Annotated in this window: 20 protein-coding genes; all 20 read right to left on the reverse strand. The window is 61.9% G+C overall.

The annotated features are described in order from the left end of the window. Window positions 1-2 precede the first annotated feature (2 nt). The 20 genes from motA to mnmG all read right to left on the reverse strand — a co-directional run bounded on the left by motA (window position 3) and on the right by mnmG (window position 20,028). Entirely contained in the window at window positions 3-863 is an 861-nt protein-coding gene (motA, locus tag PTE31013_RS14835) for a flagellar motor stator protein MotA (RefSeq protein WP_017233809.1), read from the reverse strand. Between the two features lie 116 nt (window positions 864-979). Beyond that, window positions 980-1,555, reverse strand: a complete 576-nt coding sequence (flhC, locus tag PTE31013_RS14840; RefSeq protein WP_150613551.1) for a flagellar transcriptional regulator FlhC — start codon at window positions 1,553-1,555, stop codon at window positions 980-982. A gap of 65 nt (window positions 1,556-1,620) precedes the next feature. Further along, a complete protein-coding gene (gene flhD / locus PTE31013_RS14845; protein WP_150613552.1) occupies window positions 1,621-1,938 on the reverse strand; it encodes a flagellar transcriptional regulator FlhD in 318 nt (105 codons plus the stop codon). 558 nt (window positions 1,939-2,496) lie between these two features. After that, window positions 2,497-3,708, reverse strand: a complete 1,212-nt coding sequence (locus tag PTE31013_RS14850; RefSeq protein ID WP_150613553.1) for a Bcr/CflA family multidrug efflux MFS transporter — start codon at window positions 3,706-3,708, stop codon at window positions 2,497-2,499. A 103-nt stretch (window positions 3,709-3,811) separates the two neighbouring features. Beyond that, window positions 3,812-5,530, reverse strand: coding sequence for an AMP-binding protein (locus tag PTE31013_RS14855; RefSeq protein WP_150613554.1), 1,719 nt, complete (start codon window positions 5,528-5,530; stop codon window positions 3,812-3,814). Window positions 5,531-5,923: 393 nt separating this feature from the next. Next, entirely contained in the window at window positions 5,924-6,340 is a 417-nt protein-coding gene (locus tag PTE31013_RS14860; protein ID WP_150613555.1) for a F0F1 ATP synthase subunit epsilon, read from the reverse strand. Window positions 6,341-6,487: 147 nt separating this feature from the next. Further along, window positions 6,488-7,879, reverse strand: coding sequence for a F0F1 ATP synthase subunit beta (atpD, locus tag PTE31013_RS14865; RefSeq protein ID WP_150613556.1), 1,392 nt, complete (start codon window positions 7,877-7,879; stop codon window positions 6,488-6,490). Window positions 7,880-7,940: 61 nt separating this feature from the next. Continuing rightward, window positions 7,941-8,828 carry a F0F1 ATP synthase subunit gamma gene (gene atpG / locus PTE31013_RS14870; RefSeq protein WP_150613557.1) on the reverse strand — a complete coding sequence of 296 codons (888 nt, stop codon included), beginning with the start codon at window positions 8,826-8,828 and terminating at the stop codon, window positions 7,941-7,943. 88 nt (window positions 8,829-8,916) lie between these two features. Next, window positions 8,917-10,458 carry a F0F1 ATP synthase subunit alpha gene (gene atpA / locus PTE31013_RS14875; RefSeq protein WP_150613558.1) on the reverse strand — a complete coding sequence of 514 codons (1,542 nt, stop codon included), beginning with the start codon at window positions 10,456-10,458 and terminating at the stop codon, window positions 8,917-8,919. 50 nt (window positions 10,459-10,508) lie between these two features. Continuing rightward, window positions 10,509-11,039: a F0F1 ATP synthase subunit delta gene (locus PTE31013_RS14880; RefSeq protein WP_150613559.1), complete on the reverse strand. Its 531-nt coding sequence runs from the start codon at window positions 11,037-11,039 to the stop codon at window positions 10,509-10,511. A 2-nt stretch (window positions 11,040-11,041) separates the two neighbouring features. After that, window positions 11,042-11,512: a F0F1 ATP synthase subunit B gene (locus tag PTE31013_RS14885; RefSeq protein ID WP_150613560.1), complete on the reverse strand. Its 471-nt coding sequence runs from the start codon at window positions 11,510-11,512 to the stop codon at window positions 11,042-11,044. A gap of 125 nt (window positions 11,513-11,637) precedes the next feature. Further along, window positions 11,638-11,904, reverse strand: coding sequence for a F0F1 ATP synthase subunit C (gene atpE / locus PTE31013_RS14890; protein ID WP_017233820.1), 267 nt, complete (start codon window positions 11,902-11,904; stop codon window positions 11,638-11,640). Window positions 11,905-11,988: 84 nt separating this feature from the next. Continuing rightward, complete coding sequence (atpB, locus tag PTE31013_RS14895) at window positions 11,989-12,837, reverse strand: F0F1 ATP synthase subunit A (protein ID WP_150613561.1); 849 nt, start codon at window positions 12,835-12,837, stop codon at window positions 11,989-11,991. A 69-nt stretch (window positions 12,838-12,906) separates the two neighbouring features. Further along, window positions 12,907-13,410, reverse strand: coding sequence for an ATP synthase subunit I (locus tag PTE31013_RS14900; RefSeq protein ID WP_150613562.1), 504 nt, complete (start codon window positions 13,408-13,410; stop codon window positions 12,907-12,909). A 244-nt stretch (window positions 13,411-13,654) separates the two neighbouring features. After that, window positions 13,655-14,770: an SLC13 family permease gene (locus PTE31013_RS14905; protein WP_150613588.1), complete on the reverse strand. Its 1,116-nt coding sequence runs from the start codon at window positions 14,768-14,770 to the stop codon at window positions 13,655-13,657. Between the two features lie 126 nt (window positions 14,771-14,896). Then, on the reverse strand, window positions 14,897-15,796 hold the full coding sequence (locus PTE31013_RS14910) for a ParB/RepB/Spo0J family partition protein (protein ID WP_150613563.1): 900 nt from the start codon (window positions 15,794-15,796) through the stop codon (window positions 14,897-14,899). A gap of 11 nt (window positions 15,797-15,807) precedes the next feature. Then, window positions 15,808-16,578, reverse strand: coding sequence for a ParA family protein (locus tag PTE31013_RS14915; RefSeq protein ID WP_150613564.1), 771 nt, complete (start codon window positions 16,576-16,578; stop codon window positions 15,808-15,810). A 211-nt stretch (window positions 16,579-16,789) separates the two neighbouring features. Then, window positions 16,790-17,374 carry a lipocalin family protein gene (locus PTE31013_RS14920; RefSeq protein ID WP_150613565.1) on the reverse strand — a complete coding sequence of 195 codons (585 nt, stop codon included), beginning with the start codon at window positions 17,372-17,374 and terminating at the stop codon, window positions 16,790-16,792. After that, window positions 17,371-18,051 carry a 16S rRNA (guanine(527)-N(7))-methyltransferase RsmG gene (gene rsmG, locus PTE31013_RS14925; RefSeq protein ID WP_150613566.1) on the reverse strand — a complete coding sequence of 227 codons (681 nt, stop codon included), beginning with the start codon at window positions 18,049-18,051 and terminating at the stop codon, window positions 17,371-17,373. The genes PTE31013_RS14920 and rsmG overlap by 4 nt, the downstream gene beginning before the upstream one ends. A gap of 12 nt (window positions 18,052-18,063) precedes the next feature. Further along, on the reverse strand, window positions 18,064-20,028 hold the full coding sequence (gene mnmG / locus PTE31013_RS14930; protein WP_150613567.1) for a tRNA uridine-5-carboxymethylaminomethyl(34) synthesis enzyme MnmG: 1,965 nt from the start codon (window positions 20,026-20,028) through the stop codon (window positions 18,064-18,066). Between the last annotated feature and the right edge of the window lie 765 nt (window positions 20,029-20,793).

Raw genomic sequence — 20,793 nt, forward strand, 5'->3', positions numbered from 1 at the left:
CGTCAGCGCGCCTTGACCTGTCGCACGTGCTCTTCAAGCTCGGCGAACGACGGACGGACAGTGGAATAGAGCACCTTGCGGCCGAACTCGACCGAGAGTGCGGGCGCGTACCCGTTCAAGCTGGCGAGCAGCGTGACCTTGATGCACTCATAGAGCTTCACGGATTCGTTGATGCGGTGTTCGATGAGTTGCGCCAGCGGCGAGATGAAGCCGTAAGCCAGCAAAATGCCGAGGAACGTGCCCACCAGCGCCTGGGCGATCAGCGCGCCCAACACGGCCGGCGGCTGGTCGGCCGACGCCATCGTGTGCACCACGCCCATCACGGCCGCCACGATACCGAAAGCCGGCATCGCATCGCCCGTTTTCTGCAGGCAGTGCGCGGGGACTTCGCCCTCGTGACGATACGTTTCGATTTCGTGATCCATCAGGTTCTCGATCTCGAACGCGTTCATGTTGCCGCTGACCATCAGGCGCAGGTAGTCGGTGAGGAATTCCATGATGCGCGGCTCGCCGAGAATGCGCGGGTACTGCGAGAACACCGGGCTCGATGCCGGGTCTTCCACGTCGCCCTCGATGGCGAGCATGCCGTCCTTGCGCGCTTTCGCGAGCAGCACGTACAGGAGCGCCATCAGCTCCATGTACAGATCTTTGGTGTATTTCGAGCCCTTGAACAGCATCGGCAGCGCTTTCATCGTCGCCTTGATCGCCTTGCTGTTGTTGCCCACCACGAACGAGCCGATGCCCGCGCCACCGATGATCAGCAGCTCGGTCGGCTGAAACAGCGCGCCCAAGTGGCCGCCGCCCATGACGAAACCGCCAAAGACCGATGCCAGAACGATGATGTAACCAATGACGACAAGCACTGCCGGATACCTCTCGCAAAAATACGTCTACGGAAAATTGTCCGTCCTGTTCAGAGGGCTTAACGGCAGACACGCAGGGAAACTGTAGGGGGTGCGACCTCGTGACGTGGGCTTGCCTAGGCGGCCAGCGGAGAAATATCGGTGACCGGCGCCAAATCGGCCGCGTGCGCATGCTTCGCCTTGCGGGTCTTGCCGGCGCGCGATGGCGGCTGGCAAAGTCCGCAAACGTACTGGCCATGCGGCTCGTGAGCGTGCGTGACGAAATGTCCGCCGCAGCGCGTGCACGGCGTCGTCTGCAACATCTTGCTGTCGAAGAAGCGAACGAGCGTCCACGCACGTGTAAACCCGAGCACCGCTTCCCAGCCATGCAATTCCACGTGTTCGAGGTACAAGCGGTAAGCCTTGACGATGGCCTCGATGCCCTGGCACCCCCCGTGCTGCACGAGGTGACGATAGATATTGTGGAAAAGCGACGAATGGATGTTCGGCAGCCACGTCACGAACCAATCGGTCGAGAACGGCAGCATGCCCTTGGGCGGCGAGGCGCCCTTGAGTTCCTTGTAGAGTTTGATGAGCCGGTCGCGGCTCAGACTCGTTTCGGCCTCCAGCAACTGGAGACGGGCGCCGAGTTCGATCAGCTCGATGGCCAATTGAATTTCACGGGCCTCAAGGACGACGCTTTTGGTACGCATAGACAAACTTCCTGGCAAGTCACGCGAAGCGCCGCCCGCTGGACGGCGTAGCGTGCGTGGCGTGCTTAGCCGATTTGCTCGACGGGTTGCCCCGCCAGCAGAATCGAAGCGTGCGACTGCTGCATACCCGCGTCTTTTGCACCATGCGTGAGGCTGGATAGCATCACGTGGTCGTCGAAGCGAAATCGGCACAGAAGCTGGTTGGACCCCGCGAACTTGACGAGTTGGGCCAGTGTAAGACCGCCGAGCACGTCGGCCAGTTGTTCGCTGATCCCCAGACGGAACATTGCCGCGGCACGATCCTCACGGATCAGGCGCTGAGCCAGGACGAGATAAGAGAGATTCAATTCACGAATCTCATTGAGTGTTTCACTGTTTCGCATGCGGCCCCCCGGCGCAATGGATGATTCTGGCGGACTACTGTTTATTCCCCTGCATTGTGGACAAGGGCGAAAGAGAAAGAAATCGGAGAAAAACTACGTGAGGCGGTGAGAAAAGCGGAAGTTTTTTGTAGGAGTTTTTCCTACAGGCGGGGTGCGAGCGTCCCCTGCGATGCGCTCGGGAGGGCGATCGATGGCGGATTGACGACAGCGTCATGACAGCGTCACGAAGCTGCGCTTTACTAACTGATTGTATTTCGGCACGCGGGTGCCGAACTTTAGCCGTTCTTGCAAAAGTTTCCAGGGGGGCTTTGCAGGAGGGCTATGCATCGCACTTTGCCTATCGTGGCGGCAGGGGAACAGTGCAATTACAAACTGTTACAGGTGACATGACGAGGTGCGAATGTCTGGGTTGGAAGCCCACATCGCGCATCGGTTCCCCAAAAATTGTCGTGCCAGCCGCCCGACCGCCCGTCGCCCCCCTCCCAGCGTCGCGAGATTCCAACACACGATGGCGCCGAAGGGTGACGCGTTTGCAAGTTGCAATGACGTACAAGGGGATTAAGCCGGCCCGGCAGCGGGAGGCGACGCCTGGGCGGCGCGACGAATCAGCACCGTGTGGAAACACCACGACAGCACGCCGCACACGGCCATGACGGCCGCCATCGGTACTGCCGAGCGGGCGTGCATCAGGCCGACCGCGGCCCCGGCGCTCGCAGCGGCGAGAAATTGCAGCGCGCCCAGCAGCGCCGAGGCGGCCCCGGCGCGTTGATGCTGCCGGTTCAGCGCTTCGGCCACCGCATTCGGCTGCGAAAAGCCCAGCCTGGTGACATAGGCGAACAACGGCACCATCAGCCCGATCAGGCCGCCGAGCTTCAGCGATGCCACCGCCAGCATCAGCAGTCCCAACACGGCCACCAGGTTGTTGGTTCGCCACAGCACATCGGCCGGACGCCGTTTGCGCAACAGGTGTGCGTTGACCTGCGAGCCGGCAATGATGCCGCACGCATTCAATCCGAACAGCCAGCCGTAATGCGCCGGGTCGACCCCGTAGAGATTGATGAACACGAACGGCGAGCCGGTGATGTAAGCGAACATCCCCGCCTGGGACACTCCCCCTGCGAGCGCATTGCCCATGAACTCCCGGTCGCGCACGAGCGCGCCGTAGTTATGCCACGCCGTGGCGAGCCAATGACGGGCCTGCCTCGCGGCCGCGCGCGTCTCCGGCAGCCAATAGACGGACATCGCAAAACACATCGCACCGAATACCGTCAGGCCCCAGAAGATCCAGCGCCAGCCGACGAACAACAGGACCTGACCGCCGATCAGCGGCGCGAGGATCGGGGCGGCGCCCATGATGAGCGTCATGCGCGAGAGCACGCGCGCGACAGTGCTCGTGTCGAACAGGTCGCGGGCCATCGCCCGCGCGATCACGAAGCACGCGCATCCGCCCACCGCCTGAATGAAACGGCAAACGATCAGCGTCTCGATATTCGTCGCAAGCGCACAGCCGGCCGACGCGAGTGTATACAAGGCCAGCCCGGCATACAGCGGACGCTTGCGCCCGTATCGATCGGCCAGCGGGCCGTGCAGCAATTGGCCAAGCCCAAGGCCGATGAAGAACGACGCCAGCGAGAATTGTGCTGCCGCGTCTGTCGTCTTCAGCTCGCGCGCAATGCTCGGCAGCGCAGGCAGATACATGTCGATCGACAGCGAGCCGATGGCCGACAGAATGCCGAGGACAAAGACAGTGCGGAAGGTGTGAGCAGGCATGGCGCGAGACCTAGGGTAATCCCGAATGATACGGCATTGCCTCCAGACGCGCTCAAAAGATAAGCAAAGGCCCGCTGTTCGGCGGGCCCGTGTCCGATGGCGGTCAGGCCGTCTTCGCTTCGGACAGCCCCAGCGCTTCGACCATCTGCTCGCGCATGACGAACTTCTGCACCTTGCCCGTGATCGTCATCGGCATCTCGGTCACGAAGCGGATGTAGCGCGGAATCTTGTAGTGCGCGATCTGATCCTGGCAGAACGCGCGAATGTCTTCTTCCGTCGCGCTTTGTCCCGGCTTGAGAATGATCCAGGCGCACACTTCCTCGCCGTACTTCGCATCCGGCACGCCGAACACCTGCACGGCCTGCACCTTCGGGTGACGGAACAGGAACTCCTCGATCTCGCGCGGGTAGATGTTCTCGCCCCCGCGAATGAGCATGTCCTTCACGCGCCCGACGATATTGCAATAGCCCTCTTCGTCGAGCGTGGCGAGGTCGCCCGTGTGCATCCAGCCGTCGCGGACCGCCTCGCGCGTGCGCGGCTCGTCGTCCCAATAGCCCTGCATCACCGAGTAGCCCTTGGTGCAAAGCTCGCCCTTCTCGCCGACCGGCACGATCTCCCCGGCGGCATCGACGAGCTTCACCTCGAGGTGCGGCTGCACGCGCCCGACGGTCGTCACGCGCTTCTCGAGCGGATCGGTCGTGGTGGTCTGGAACGACACCGGGCTCGTCTCCGTCATGCCGTAGGCAATCGTGACTTCGCTCATGTGCATTTCGCTGATCACGCGCTTCATCGTCTCGATCGGGCACGGCGAGCCGGCCATGATGCCCGTGCGCAGGGAATCGAACTGGTAGTTGCCGAAGTCCGGATGATCGAGCTGGGCGATGAACATCGTCGGCACCCCATGCAGCGCGGTACAGCGCTCTTCCGACACCGCGGCCATCGTGGCCTTCGGGTCGAACGCCTCGCCCGGGAACACCATCGTCGCCCCAGTCGACACACAGGCGAGCACCGCCAGCACCATGCCGAAGCAGTGGTAGAACGGCACCGGGATACACAGGCTGTCGTGCTCCGAGAAGCGCATCGCCATGGCGATGAAGCGACCGTTGTTGACGATGTTGTGGTGCGTGAGCGTGGCGCCCTTCGGGCTGCCGGTCGTGCCGCTCGTGAACTGGATATTGATGGCGTCGAAGCTATCGAGCCCATCGGAGATCTCGCGCAGGGTGTCGAGATTGGCATCCGCGCCGAGCGTAACGACATCGCCGTAATTCATCATGCCCGGCGTGACGCCCGCGCCCATGCGAATCACGGTGCGCAACGTCGGCAGCTTCGCCGAGTGCAATTGACCGGGGGAACTCTCCGCCAGCTCGGGAGCGAGCGTGTTGAGCATGTCGAGATAGCGAGACGTCTTGAAGGACTCTGCCGCGATGAGCGCCTTGCAGCCGACCTTGTTGATCGCGTATTCGAGTTCGGCCAGCCGGTACGCCGGATTGATGTTCACCAGAATCAGTCCGATACGCGCCGTTGCGAACTGCGTGACCAGCCATTCGACGCGATTGGGCGACCAGATGCCCACGCGATCGCCTTGCTTCAAGCCCAACGACAGCAGCCCGGCGGCAAAGGTGTCCACGTGCGCGATGAATTCGCGCCACGTCCAATCCACGCCCTGCTCGCGGAACACGACGGCCCGCCGCTCCGGATACTTGGCCGCCGTCTCGGCGAGCAGGCCGAACACCGTCAACGTCGATAGCGGAATGGTGGTATCACCCTTCACATACGACAGTCCATTACGAGGTACAACGCCCGAAACTTCCCGGCTTTCCATGCGCTTGTCTCCTGAAGCCATGCTGAAAGGGTGAAATGCTGATGCCCGGCGCTCGCCCATGTGAATCGCCCACCCGTCGTTACGTCCAACGACCGGGGCGCTCTTTTCATAACAATAGCGCGCCATGCTGACTTGACGTTTACGTTAACGTAATTCCGGCGACGGCACGAGTGGGGATGGCCCTGAGTCGAGTGGCGGATTTGGTGAGACGCACGGACGGGCGGCGATGGCGGATGACACGCGCGCCGAGCAAAACAAAAGCCCCAGGCACTTGCATGCCTGGGGCTTTCGGCCGTTGCGTGGCGATGAGTGTCGCGAAGACGCTCACCGTTGGTCTACGGCGCGCACGGCGTGTGGCGTCGACCGTGAGGCCATCGCCACAGCGATGCGAAATTACTTCACCTTGCGGAACTTCTGGATCGCAGCAAGTTGGGCGATGGCTTCGGCCAGTTCGGCCTGGGCAGTCGCGTACTCGATGTTCGAATCCTTGTTCGACAGCGCTTCTTCGGCACGACGCTTGGCTTCGGCCGCCTTGGCTTCGTCCAGGTCCTTGCCGCGAATCGCGGTATCGGCGAGCACGGTCACCGTACCCGGTTGCACTTCGAGAATGCCGCCGGCCACGAAGACGAAGTCCTCGTTACCCGCTTCGTCCTCGATACGCACCGCACCCGGCTTGATACGTGTGATCAGCGGCGTGTGGCCGGGCAAGATGCCCAGTTCGCCGGCTTCGCCGGGCAGCGCCACAAAGCGCGCGGGTCCGGAGAAGATCTGCGCTTCGGCGCTGACGACGTCTACGTAAATGGTTGCCATAATCGCTCCCGTTGAGTGTGATGAAGCGGCAGGCGCGCCAGTCTGGACGTTGCCGTCCTCGCTTCGCCACCCCGCCCCGCAACAGTCACCTGCCGGCGTGCGGTGGCGTCTCCAGCGAGACCCCGCCGTCGCTCGGCACTCAACCGTTTACTGCATCTTCTTGGCTTTTTCGAACGCTTCGTCGATCGTGCCAACCATGTAGAACGCCTGTTCCGGCAGGTGGTCGCACTCACCATCGACGATCATCTTGAAGCCGCGGATCGTTTCCTTGAGCGGAACGTACTTGCCCGGCGAGCCCGTGAACACTTCGGCCACGTGGAACGGCTGCGACAGGAAACGCTGGATCTTACGCGCGCGGGCCACGGCGAGCTTGTCGTCCGGCGACAGTTCGTCCATGCCCAGAATCGCGATAATGTCGCGCAGTTCCTTGTAGCGCTGCAGCGTCGATTGCACGCGACGGGTCACCGTGTAGTGCTCTTCGCCAATCACGTTCGGGTCGATCTGACGCGAGGTCGAGTCGAGCGGATCGACGGCCGGGTAGATACCCAGCGAGGCGATGTCACGCGACAGAACGACGGTGGCGTCCAAGTGACCGAAGGTGGTGGCCGGCGACGGGTCGGTCAAGTCATCGGCAGGCACGTACACGGCTTGCACCGACGTGATCGAGCCGGTCTTGGTCGACGTAATGCGCTCTTGCAGCTTACCCATTTCTTCCGCCAGCGTCGGCTGATAGCCCACGGCCGACGGCATACGGCCGAGCAGTGCCGAGACTTCGGTACCGGCCAGCGTGAAACGGTAGATGTTGTCCACGAAGAACAGCACGTCGCGACCTTCGTCACGGAAGTGCTCGGCCATCGTCAGACCGGTCAGCGCCACGCGCAGACGGTTGCCCGGCGGCTCGTTCATCTGGCCGTACACCAGCGCGACCTTGTCCAGAACGTTCGAGTCCTTCATTTCGTGGTAGAAGTCGTTCCCTTCACGGGTACGCTCGCCCACGCCGGCAAACACCGAATAACCGCCGTGTTCCTTGGCGATGTTATTGATGAGTTCCATCATGTTCACGGTCTTGCCCACACCGGCACCACCGAACAGACCCACCTTGCCGCCCTTGGCGAACGGGCAGATCAAATCGATCACCTTGATACCGGTTTCGAGCAGTTCCGTCGACGGCGACAGCTCGTCGAATGCCGGTGCCTTCTGGTGGATCGAACGCGTGTGATCCTGGGCGATCGGACCGGCTTCGTCGATCGGACGGCCAAGCACGTCCATGATGCGACCCAGCGTCGGCTTGCCGACCGGCACCGTGATCGGCAGACCGGTGTTTTGCACCGTCATGCCGCGGCGCAGGCCTTCGGAGGAACCCAGACAGATGGTACGAACCACGCCGTCACCCAGCTGTTGCTGGACTTCGAGCGTCAGTTCCGACCCTTCCATGGTGAGCGCGTCGTAGATCTTCGGCATGCCTTCGCGCGGGAATTCCACGTCGATAACGGCGCCGATGCACTGTACGATCTTGCCTTCAATCAAAGCAGTACTCATCGCTTTTCCTTTAGATACTCAAATTCATTTCGCCTTGCGGCGCATCGGCCCGTGCCACCGCTCAGACTGCGGCGGCGCCACCCACGATTTCGGACAGTTCCTTCGTAATCGCTGCCTGACGACCCTTGTTGTAGATCATCTGCAATTCACCGATCACGGTCTTTGCGTTGTCCGACGCGGCCTTCATGGCCACCATGCGGGCGGACTGTTCCGACGCCATGTTCTCTGCGACAGCCTGGTACACGACAGCTTCGACGTAACGCACCAGCAGGGCATCGACGACCGTCTTCGCATCCGGTTCGTAGATGTAGTCCCACGAATGCCGTGCCGGCACTGCGCTCGCGTCGTCCGAGGCGCCCTCGAACTTCTCGGGCAGCGGCAGCAGTTGTTCGACCACGGCTTCCTGCTTCATCGTGTTGACGAAGCGGTTGTAGGCCAGGTACACGGCATCGAGCTTGCCTTCGGCGTACGCGTCGAGCTGCAGCTTGACCGCACCGATCAACTTGTCCAGATGCGGGGTGTCGCCCAGTTGCACGACATGCGACACCACTTTCGCGCCGATACGGTTCAGGAAACCGAAACCCTTGCCGCCGATGGCGGTGGCCTCGATCTTCAGGCCGCGCGCTTCGATGTCCTTCATCTTGGCCACCACGGCACGCAGCACGTTGGTGTTCAAGCCGCCGCACAGGCCCTTGTCCGTCGTCACCACGATGAGGCCGGCCGCTTTCGCGTCCGCATGCTTCACCATGAACGGGTGGTGGTATTCCGGATTCGCCTGGCTCATATGCGCGGCGATCTGGCGCACCTTGTCAGCGTACGGCCGGGCATGACGCATGCGTTCCTGCGCCTTGCGCATCTTCGACGCGGCCACCATTTCCATGGCCTTGGTGATCTTGCGCGTGTTTTGCACGCTCTTGATCTTGCCGCGAATTTCCTTCATTCCAGCCATTGCTTACTCCTTGTCTCGGCGCGACGTCCGCTCTTGCCTGAACATCGCGCCTTCCCGGGTCCGTTGAATAGTTACCGATTCAACCGGATTAGTAAGCGCCGGTCTTCTTGAAGTCCTTGATCGCAGCGTGCAGGGCGGCTTCGTCGTCCTTCGAGAGATCTTTGGTCTCTTCGATACGGCCGATGAGCGCGCCGTGGCTGGTCTTCAGAACTTCGCGCAGACCCTTTTCGAACGGCAGCACCTGAGCGATTTCGAGGTCATCCAGATAGCCGTTGTTGGCGGCGAACAGCGATACGGCCAGTTCCCACACTTGCAGCGGCTGGTACTGCGGCTGCTTGAGCAGTTCCGTCACGCGGCGACCGCGCTCGAGCTGCTTGCGGGTGGCTTCGTCCAGGTCCGAGGCGAACTGCGCGAACGCAGCCAGCTCACGGTACTGTGCGAGGTCGGTACGGATACCGCCCGACAGCTTCTTGATGACCTTCGTCTGCGCTGCACCGCCAACGCGCGACACCGAGATACCGGCGTTGATTGCCGGACGGATACCCGCGTTGAAGAGGTCGGTTTCCAGGAAGATCTGGCCGTCGGTAATCGAGATCACGTTCGTCGGAACGAAGGCGGTCACGTCACCGGCTTGCGTTTCAATGATCGGCAGCGCCGTCAGCGAACCGCTTTGACCCTTCACGGCGCCATTGGTGAACTTTTCGACGTACTCTTCCGAGACGCGAGCCGCGCGCTCGAGCAGACGCGAGTGCAGATAGAACACGTCACCCGGGTAAGCTTCACGGCCCGGCGGGCGGCGCAGCAGCAGCGAGATCTGACGGTAGGCCCAGGCTTGCTTGGTCAAATCGTCATAAATGATCAGCGCGTCTTCGCCGCGGTCGCGGAAGTATTCGCCCATCGTGCAGCCGGCGTACGGTGCGATGAACTGCATGGCGGCCGAGTCCGACGCGGTGGCGGTCACGATGATCGTGTATTCCATCGCGCCGTGCTCTTCGAGCTTGCGCACCACGTTCATGATCGACGACGCCTTCTGACCGATGGCGACGTACACGCAGGTCATGCCCTTGCCCTTCTGCGAGATGATCGCGTCGATGGCCACGGCGGTCTTACCCGTCTGACGGTCACCAATGATCAGCTCACGCTGGCCGCGGCCGATCGGCACCATGGCATCGATTGCCTTGATACCGGTCTGCACCGGTTGCGACACCGACTTACGCCAGATCACGCCCGGGGCGATTTTTTCGATGGCGTCGGTTTGCTTGGCGTTGATCGGCCCCTTGCCGTCGATCGGCAGGCCCAGTGCGTCAACGACGCGGCCCTTCAGTTCCGGGCCGACCGGCACTTCCAGAATGCGGCCCGTGCACTTGACGGTGTCGCCTTCCGAGATGTGCTCGTACTCGCCCAGAATCACGGCGCCGACGGAGTCGCGCTCGAGGTTCAGTGCCAGACCGAACGTATTGCCCGGGAATTCCAGCATTTCGCCCTGCATCACGTCCGACAGGCCATGGATACGGCAGATACCGTCGGTCACCGAGATCACGGTGCCTTCATTACGGACTTCGGCGCCGCTCTCGAGACCTTGAATCCGGCTCTTGATCAGTTCGCTGATTTCAGAGGGATTGAGTTGCATATGTGCTCCTGATATTCAATTCTTGCCGTCGCAGTCGTATCGCGTCGGCCTCAGGCCGTCAACGACGTCCGCATAGCTGCCAGGCGGGCGCGCACCGAAGTGTCCAGCACCTCGTCGCCAACCACCACACGCACGCCACCGATGAGCGACGGGTCTACCGTCACGCTCGCGTTGAGCTTGCAGCCGAACTTGTGCTCGAGGCCCTTGACCAGCGAGGTCAGTTGCTCGCCTTCGAGCGGGAAGGCGCTTTCGATCGTGGCATCTGCCGAACCGGCGGCGGCGTTCTTCAACGCTTCGAACTGGTCGGCAATCTCCGGCATGGCGGCCAGACGCCCGTTCTCGACCACAGCGGCGACGAAGTTGCGCACTTCGGCGTCGGTCGATTTCACGGCCGCGGCGAGCACATCGACGATTTGCGCCGGCGTGACTTTCGGATCGTCGGCCAGGTTGGCCACTTCAGGCAGCGCTGCCACTTGCGCCAGTTCGCGCACCAGCCCCGACCAGCGATTCAGGTCGCCAGTCTTGGCCACGCGGAACAGCGCTTCGGCGTACGGACGAGCGATGGTTGCGAGTTCGGCCATGATCAGAGCTCTGCCTTGAGTTGGTTCAGCAGGTCGGCATGGGCCTTGGCGTCAACTTCACGCTTCAGGATCTGCTCGGCGCCCTTGACAGCCAGACCGGCGACGTCTTCGCGCAGCGATTCCCGGACCTTGACGGCCTGGTTCTCGGCTTCGGCTTTGGCGTTGGCGATGATACGGGCGGCTTCGGCTTGCGCCTGGGCCTTGATTTCGTCGGCCACGACCTGAGCGCGCTTCTCGGCGTCGGCAATACGCTTCGCGCCTTCGTCGCGGGCTTCCGCGAGTGCTTGCGTGGAGCGCTTGTTGGCGGCGTCGAGTTCGGCCTTGCCCTTGTCGGCGGCAGCCAGACCGTCAGCGATTTTCTTCGCGCGTTCGTCGATAGCCTTGATCAGCGGCGGCCACACGAACTTCATCGTGAACCATGCCAGGATCAGAAACACGACGGTTTGCGCGAACAGAGTTGCGTTTATGTTCACGGTGTTTCCTTTCGGTGATGCGAGTCGATTGGCAAAACAGCGCGCCCCATTGTGCCTGCTGGCTTGGGCGCGCCGTTCATGTCCAGTTGGCCGCGCGGATCAGTGCGCGACCGGCCGAAAGAAACTTAAGCGAGCTTCGACAGCAGCGGGTTCGCGAACGCGAACAGCATGGCAACGCCCACGCCGATCAGGAATGCCGCGTCGATCAGGCCGGCCAGCAGGAACATCTTCGTTTGCAGCGGGTTCATCAGCTCGGGCTGACGGGCGCACGCTTCGATGTACTTACCGCCCATCAGCGCGATACCCAGGCAGGCGCCGATAGCACCCAGACCGATGATGATGCCGATAGCAATGGCGGTCAGACCCTGGATGTTGGCGATGAAAGCTTGCATGATTACTCCTTTTGGTTAGAGACTTGAAACTTTAAATTTGAAAAACTGTGAAACCGGGAAACACGTAACTACCGCAACAACCGATCAGTGATGGTCGTGCGCCTGGCCGATATACACCAGCGTAAGCATCATCATGATGAACGCCTGGAGCAACACGATCAGGATGTGGAAAATCGCCCATGCGGTGCCGGCAATGATGTGACCGACAAAACCCAGCACCGACGCATCCGCGCCAAAGCTCCAGATACCGCCCAGCAGAGCGATCAGCAGGAACAGCAGTTCGCCGGCGTACATATTGCCGAACAGTCGCATACCGAGCGACACGGTCTTGGCACAGAATTCGATGAGGTTGAGCAGCAGGTTCGGGATCCACAACAGGAAGTGGTTACCGAACGGTGCCGTGAACAGCTCGTGCATGAAACCGCCCGCGCCCTTGATCTTGAAGCTGTAGTAGATCATCAGGATGAGCACGCCGACCGAAATCCCGAGCGTGCCGTTCAGATCTGCCGTCGGCACGATGCGATGGTGCGTAATGATGCTGCTCAGGCCAACCCACTCGATCACGCGCGACGGCAGGTCGACGGGCAGCAAGTCCAGCGAGTTCATGAGGGCGACCCAGACGAACACAGTCAGCGCCAGCGGTGCGATGAAGGCACGATTGCCGTGCACGATGCTCTTTGACTGGTCTTCCACCATCTCGACGAGCATTTCGACCGCGCCCTGGAAACGGCCCGGCACACCCGAAGATGCTTTACGAGCCGCCAACCAAAGCACGAAGCAGCCCAGAACGCCCATCGCGATCGACCAGAACATCGTGTCCCAGTTGATGATCGAGAAATCGACGATCTTGGTTTGCGTCGAGCTCGCAAGGTTCTGCAGGTGGTGCGAAATGTACTCCGACGGACTCGGAGCGTAGCCGGCTTCTACTGACATAGCGATCAAACACCCAATTATGAAAATCCGCACACGGTAGCGTGTCGACGCGCCAGCGGATTCTCACCGCTACTTCAGTGCCATCGCAAGCCAATAGACTTTGAGCGTCAGCACGAAGGTGACCAGCAACGCGATCCAGTGAACCCCTGGATAACCGAATGCTATGGCCACAAACAACGCAATCGTCGTTGCTACCTTGACCGCTTCTCCCATCATCAGCGAACCGACGGAGAGGCGATCACCCGACATTCTTAACCGCAGCGCAAACAATGCGCCCGGCAACCAACCGATCATTCCGCCCAGCCATGCGGACACCGCCGCGTCTCGTGGCGATGTCGAGAGCAACCACCAGGCCAGTGCCGCGACCAGCGACAGCAGTACCTGGGCTCCCACCACCCTGAATGGAGTCACACGGGATGCGCGCCCCACATCGGGACCGAACAGGCGCTCAGCCTGCGCACGTGTGAGCGGAACGATTGTGTCTTGCTCCTGCTCGTCGTCCCAGACCTCTGATGTTGCACGTGCCGGCGCTTGCGGTTTCGGTTCCAAGTTCGACCGTTTTTCGTCGGTCATCTCGTAGCCTCCCCGCCCGACTCGTGCAAAACGAATGGGCTCTTCAAGCAGATAAATCCGCGAGATTTTACGGGAAATTACGAACCCCAGTCAATCGAAACGCGCAACAAATTCGCCGAAATTGTGCGGTGCATGCCCCGATTTGGCGCCAACTCTCAAGGAGCCCGATTTTTCTCATGGTGCAACGCGACAATCGGCGCAAACGCTGCGCAATCGCTGCAACTTGACGGCGTTCGGTGCACGATTATCCCCATTTGAGGGCAATGTACCCAAGGCACAGTGCCACCAGGTAAAACGGGATGGAGAGCCAATGAAAGCGCCACCAGATCCTGTCCGATTTCGCCATGCGCAATGCGATCAGGTTGGCCAACGAGCCGATCGCGAGGCCAAAACCGCCGACCGCCGCGCCATGCGCGAGTGCCGTCCAGTTGTGGCTGTATTCGGCGAGCAGGATCGCGGCGGGAACGTTGCTGATGAATTGCGAAAGTACCGCAGCCCCCGCGTAGGCCGTGCCGGATCCCGCGAAATCCACTTGTCCGAGCGTCGCGCGCACTTCGGGCAACCCGGCCACACCGCGCAGCACCACGAACATCAGCACGAAGATGGCGAGCAGCAGCCAGTCGATGCCCAACACCGTGTTGCGCTTCGCCACCAGCAGCACCGCCGCCACGCCCGCGCACGCCCACGTGGCGGCGCCGTGATCCGCCAGTGCGACGAACGCCAGGAACAGTGCCAAGGCAATCCATAGCAGCGGCCAGCGCACGTCGTGCGCCGGTCCGCGTCGCTGAAAATGCAGGACACGGGAATCGAACGCGAACGCACACGTCACGAGCAACACGGCCATCAGCGCCAGCGTCAGGGGCGTCATCATGACGACGTAGGCGCCGAAACCCATGCCGCTGTGTTGCCAGAGGAACAGATTCTGCGGATTGCCGAGGGGCGTGAGACTCGAGCCTGCGTTCACCGCCAGCGCGAGAAAGATGATCAGCCGCTCGATCCTCACCGGCGCGATCCGTGCGAGCGACTGGGCGAGCGGCACGACGGCGAAGAGTGCGACGTCGTTGGTCAGCAGCGTGGACAGCGCTGCGGCGAACACCACCATCAACAGCGCGAGACGTCGCTCGGTGCGAAACGCCCGCAGCAACCGCTGCGCCAGCCAATCGAGAAACCCGCTCTGATCGATCGCGCGCGTGAGCATCAGCAATCCCGCGAGCGTGAGGATCGTGTGCTGATCGATGCGCGCAAACAGCTCACCAAGGCTCGCGGGCCGGGCCATCTGCAACGCGACGAATCCGATGAGCAGAATGAGCAGCACACGATCGCCGCGCACGCGCTCGTAGGTCGCACGCAGCGCGCGCAATACCCGCGTCCTGGCGGTGCCGTGCGACGACGCAGCCGCTTCCCCCGTGCGCGACGGGTTCGCCTTCGCCGGCCCCATGGGTTTGCCCGCGGGATCGCTCACGGCCGAAGGCTCAGGCGACCGGCATCATTCGGCACGAATGCGCGCGAGAATACCATCGAGCGAATCGAGGCTACCGAATTCGATCGTGAGTTGTCCGGCGCCTTTACGGCCGACTTTGATCTTGACGCTCGACGCGAGCAAATCCGACAGTTCTTCCTCGAGACGCATCACGTCGCGACCGCCCTCTTCCGCCGAGCGGCGGCGAATGCCATCGCCCTGCGGCTTGAGCGACGCGTTGACGATGCGCTCCGTGTCGCGCACCGACAGGCGCTTGTTCACCACTTGGTTGGCCAGCGTGATCTGCGTGGCGGCGTCGACGGAAAGCAGCGCGCGCGCGTGCCCCATGTCGAGATCGCCCGCGAGCAGCATCGTTTGGACCGGATGCGCGAGATTGAGCAGGCGCAACAGGTTCGACACCGCACTGCGCGAGCGGCCGAGCGACTCGGCGGCTTGCTCGTGCGTGTAATTGAATTCGCCGAGCAGTCGCTGAATGCCCTGCGCTTCTTCGAGCGGATTCAGGTCCTCGCGCTGGATATTCTCGATGAGCGCCATCGCCGCGGCGGCCTCATCGGGGACGTCGCGCACGAGCACCGGCACTTCGGCCAGCCCAGCGATGCGGGCGGCACGAAACCGTCGCTCGCCCGCAATAATTTCGTACTTCTCGCCATCGACAGGACGCACCAGGATCGGCTGCATCAGGCCCTGCGCACGGATGCTCGCCGCGAGTTCCTGCAATGCCCCCTCATCCATGCGCGTGCGCGGCTGGTACTTACCGGCCTGAAGGCGTTCGAGCGCCATGACCGACGGTGCGCCATCGGCGCTCACTTCGGTCGCGCCGTTGTGGTTATCGGCGTGTGCGCCGAGCAGCGCTTCGAGGCCGCGGCCCAGGCCCTTTTTCTTCAGTGCGGTGGTCTTGGTCGCCATGACAATGCGCCTTACATAGTTTGAATGCGCGCGATCATTTCCGCGCCGAATTGCAGATACGCCTTCGCGCCGCGTGAAGCGGGATCGAAAACGACGCCAGGCATGCCGTAGCTCGGCGCTTCGGCAAGTCGCACATTGCGCGGAATGATCGCGTTGAATACCTTGTCGCCGAAATGCTCCTTGAGCTGGTCGGAGACTTGTTGCTGCAGCGTAATGCGCGGATCGAACATCACGCGCAGCAGACCGATCACCTGCAGGTCGCGGTTCAGATTCGCGTGCACCTGCTTGATCGTATTGACGAGATCCGACAGCCCTTCGAGTGCGAAATACTCGCACTGCATCGGAATAATCACGCCGTGCGCCGCGCACAGTCCATTGAGCGTGAGCAGCGAGAGCGTGGGCGGGCAGTCGATGAGGACGAAGTCGTACGTGTCGTTGACTTTGGCGAGCGCCAGCTTCAATCGCGCGTCGCGATTCTCGAGCGAGACGAGTTCCACGTCTGCACCGGCCAGTTCGCGGTTCGCGGGCAGCACGTCATAGCTGCCAGACTCCGAGCGCTGGCAGCTCGCGGCCACATCGGCGCCATCGACGAGCACTTCGTACACGCTCGATTCGAGCGCGGCCTTGTCAATGCCGCTGCCCATCGTCGCATTGCCCTGCGGATCGAGGTCGACCAACAGGACGCGCTGCCCGTGCGACGCCAGTCCGGCAGCGAGGTTCACCGTGGTGGTCGTCTTGCCAACGCCGCCCTTCTGATTGGCCACGCAGAAAATTTTCGCCATGCCGATGTAGTCCTCCGAATGCTGCCGTGTTGATGCGATTGATACCGATGATGCCGGGGATGAAACCCGTGCGAACGTACCGTGCCGCCGGTGACAGCCGACTTGCCGGGGTATGCGCGCGCGATTCGATCCATCCCGCAAATTCGATTATCTGAGTAAAGCTCAGGTATTGCCTGCGCTAGCCGGCGTCAGACACGCCGGCGGGCGGTGCTCAGGGGGCGCTCGCCTTTTGGGGCGTCAACACCAGTTTGTCGGTGTCGTAGCCCTGCTTGCGCAACTGGGCACGCATTTGATTCAGTGCGTTGTCGTCGAGCGACGGCGTGCGCGAGAGGACCCAGAGGTACTCGCGACTGGGTTCTCCGACAGCGGCAAACTGATAGTCGTCGTCGAGCACGATAACCCAGGAGTTCGTCCAAAGCCAGGGAATCCAGCGCAACCAGTCGGGTGCGAACGTCACCTTGAAGCGCGCCGTGCCGGTGCCCTGCCCATCGGTGCGCGCCAGGCCCGTATTGCTGACCCAGGTACCATCGTCCTTGCGGCATCGGTTGGTGACGTCGATCCGACCGTCCGGTCGCACCACGTAGTGCGCGGTCACGTCCGACACACATTTTCGCTCGAAGAAATTCGGGTAGCGTGCTATTTCGTACCAAGTGCCGACGTAGCGCGCTTTGTCGATCTTCTGTACCGGACGCACGCGCGTCGTCAGCGACTCTTGCCCGGATTCGGCCCAGGCGACAGCGGCAACCACCGAGAAGCTGACCATGACGGCCCCCGCCCAGCGGGTCATCTTATTCATGCCGTTTCCTTCACGCGAAGCAAATGACGCTCAGCGTCAAGAAATGGGACGTTCAGCACCAAACGCTCAACCAGGGCATAGCCCGCAGGCAGCGCAAGCTCGTGCTCCGCCGCTACGCCCTTCATGGCCCAGAAACTGCCGTCCGGGGCGAGCAAGTTTCCCGCGAGGGTGACGAAATCGGTCAGCTCCGCAAAGGCACGCGACACGATGGCGTCGAACGGCGCGCTGACATCCTTGCCGATGACGAGCGACTCAACCCGACCGGTCACGACTGTCAGATTGGTTAACTTGAAGGTAGCGCGGGCCTGCGTGAGGAATGCGGTCTTCTTGTGCACGATGTCGTTGACCGTCACTTGCCAATCGGGACGCACGATCGCGAGCACCACGCCGGGCAGTCCACCGCCTGAGCCTACGTCAAGCACACGTGAAATTGGTTCGCGATCGAGGCGCGGCAGAATAGAGAGCGAATCGAGCAGGTGCTTGATGACCATCTGGCGTGGATCGCGGATGGAGGTCATCTGCAACGAGGCGTTCCATTTCGCCAACAATGCCTGGTAATCGAGCAGGCGTCGCTGCTGTTCATCGCTGATGGACAGGCCAAGTTGCCGGATACCGTCGGCCAGAAGCACGGCCAGATCATTGCCGCCGTTGGCGGCGAGACGTCGGGAATCGGTCATGAGGTCTCCGCGTCAGGCTGCGTGCGCGTCGCCGTCATCGGCGGCGGTCGTCGCATCCCCTGACGCGCGACGGCGTCCAAGCCCCTTCTTGAGGTGAATCATCAGCAGCGAGATCGCGGCGGGGGTCACCCCGGAAATGCGCGATGCCTGGCCCAGTGTCTCGGGCCGTTGTGCCCCGAGCTTCTGTCGCACTTCGATGGACAGCCCCCGAACCTCGTTGTAGTCGATGTTGGCAGGCAGCACGGTGTTCTCGTTGGCTTCCTTGCGCACGATTTCGTCGGCCTGGCGGTCGATATAGCCCTGATACTTGGCGGCGATCTCGATCTGCTCGCGGATCTGATGCGCTTGTAGCGGATCGTCGGACAACGGCACTTCAGCGGCTAGGCGACCACCCTGCACGGCCATGAGGGCGTCGTACCCGACTTCGGGGCGCCGCAGCAGATCGACCAGTGAGTATTCGTGGTCGATGGCCTTGCCGAGCAGCGGCACGGCATCTTCGGCCGGGAAGGTTTTCGGCGTCACCCACGTCGTTTTGAGACGTTCTGTTTCACGTGAAACAGCGTCACGCTTGCGGCAGAACGCATCCCAACGACGATCATCCACGACGCCGAGCTCGCGGCCGACTTCGGTCAGACGCATATCGGCATTGTCTTCACGCAGCGACAGGCGATATTCGGCACGACTCGTGAACATACGATAAGGCTCGGAGACACCACGCGTAATCAGATCGTCGACGAGTACGCCGAGGTAGGCCTGATCGCGGCGCGGGCACCACGCCTCGCGCCCTTGCACTTGCAATGCCGCGTTGATGCCAGCGAGCAGCCCTTGCGCGGCGGCTTCTTCATAACCGGTGGTTCCGTTGATCTGCCCGGCGAAGAAGAGTCCGGAGATGACCCGGGTTTCGAGCGAACTGCGCAGACCACGGGGATCGAAGTAATCGTATTCGATGGCGTAGCCTGGGCGCAGGATGTAGGCATTCTCCATGCCTTTCATCGAGCGGACGAGTTCGAGCTGTACGTCGAACGGCAAACTGGTGGAGATGCCGTTGGGGTAGAACTCGTTGGTCGTCAAGCCTTCGGGTTCGAGGTAGATCTGGTGCGAGGTCTTGTCGGCGAAGCGGTGAATCTTGTCTTCGATAGACGGACAGTAGCGGGGGCCGACGCCTTCGATGACGCCGGTGTACATCGGCGACCGGTCGAGCCCGCCACGGATGATGTCGTGGGTCCGCTCGTTGGTATGGGTGACCCAGCATGGCACTTGGCGCGGATGCTGCTCGGGGCGTCCGAGGAATGAGAAAACGGGGACGGGATCGAGGTCGCCGGGCTGTTCTTCGAGGACGGAAAAATCGATGGAGCGCCCGTCGATTCGCGGTGGCGTACCCGTTTTCAACCGGCCTTGCGGCAATTTCAACTCTTTGAGCCGGGACGACAGGCTGACGGCGGCCGGGTCTCCGGCGCGCCCGCCGACGTAGTTGTTCAGCCCGACGTGGATCTTTCCGTCGAGAAAGGTGCCGGCGGTGAGCACTACGGCTCGGGCACGGAAGCGCAGCCCGATCTGGGTGATGGCACCGACAACGCGTTCGCCTTCGACGATGAGGTCTTCGACAGCTTGCTGGAAGAGCCAGAGATTGGGCTGATTCTCCAGCCGATGGCGGATCGCCTGCTTGTAGAGAATCCGGTCGGCTTGGGCACGGGTGGCGCGCACTGCCGGGCCTTTGGAGGAGTTGAGGATACGAAACTGGATACCGCTCTCGTCGGTGGCAGCAGCCATGGCCCCGCCCAGTGCATCGACCTCTTTGACGAGATGGCCCTTGCCGATCCCACCGATGGAGGGATTGCAGCTCATCTGACCGAGCGTCTCGATATTATGGGTGAGCAGGAGTGTCTTACAGCCCATGCGGGCTGAGGCGAGCGCAGCCTCGGTGCCAGCATGGCCGCCCCCCACTACGATCACGTCGAACTCGGTCGGATAAAGCATCGTTATTTTGCCGCGTGCGGCAAACTCTCTGGATTCAGTAATGGCGAAATTATAGCGGTATTGCGATGCATCATTTGTAACTGGCCAGGTGTTTCACGTGGAACATCGGCAAATCGGTGGTTTTGGAGACGGTTTCACGTGAAACATTGTTGGGTTGGATCGGCCGCCGCTTCGATACATCGCTGTGGTGGCGATCTGCCCTCACAACCGCCTGCTCAGATACCGCCCTCACCCTCGTCCACCTCCGGGCCGCGAAGATCACCGGCACCCCGACTGCGCTCCACTTGAAAGTCGCTCCGTCAGGGTACCGGCAATCTCCGCCAATCCATTGCCCAAGCAGAACCGTCGCGCAGTCGCCGAGCGTGTTTCACGTGAAACGTTTTCGTGTGAGATCAGCCTCCTCCTCGATTCGCCGCCATGGTGGCGATCCGCCCTCGCAACCGCCTGCTCAGATCCCGCCTTCACCCTCGCCCACCTCCGGGCCGCGAAGATCACCGGCACCCCGACTGCGCTCCACTCGAAAGTCGCTCCGTCAGGGTACCGGCAATCTCCGCCAATCCATTGCCCAAGCAAAACCGTCGCGCAGTCGCCGAGCGTGTTTCACGTGAAACGTTTTCGTGCGAGATCAGCCTCCTCCTCGATTCGCCGCCATGATGGCGATCCGCCCTCACAACCGCCCGCTCAGATTCCGCCCTCACCCTCGTCCACCTCCGGGCCGCGAAGATCACCGGCACCCCGACTGCGCTCCACTTGAAAGTCGCTCCG

Origin of the sequence: Pandoraea terrigena, from assembly GCF_902459705.1 — a bacterium.
GTDB lineage: Bacteria > Pseudomonadota > Gammaproteobacteria > Burkholderiales > Burkholderiaceae > Pandoraea > Pandoraea terrigena.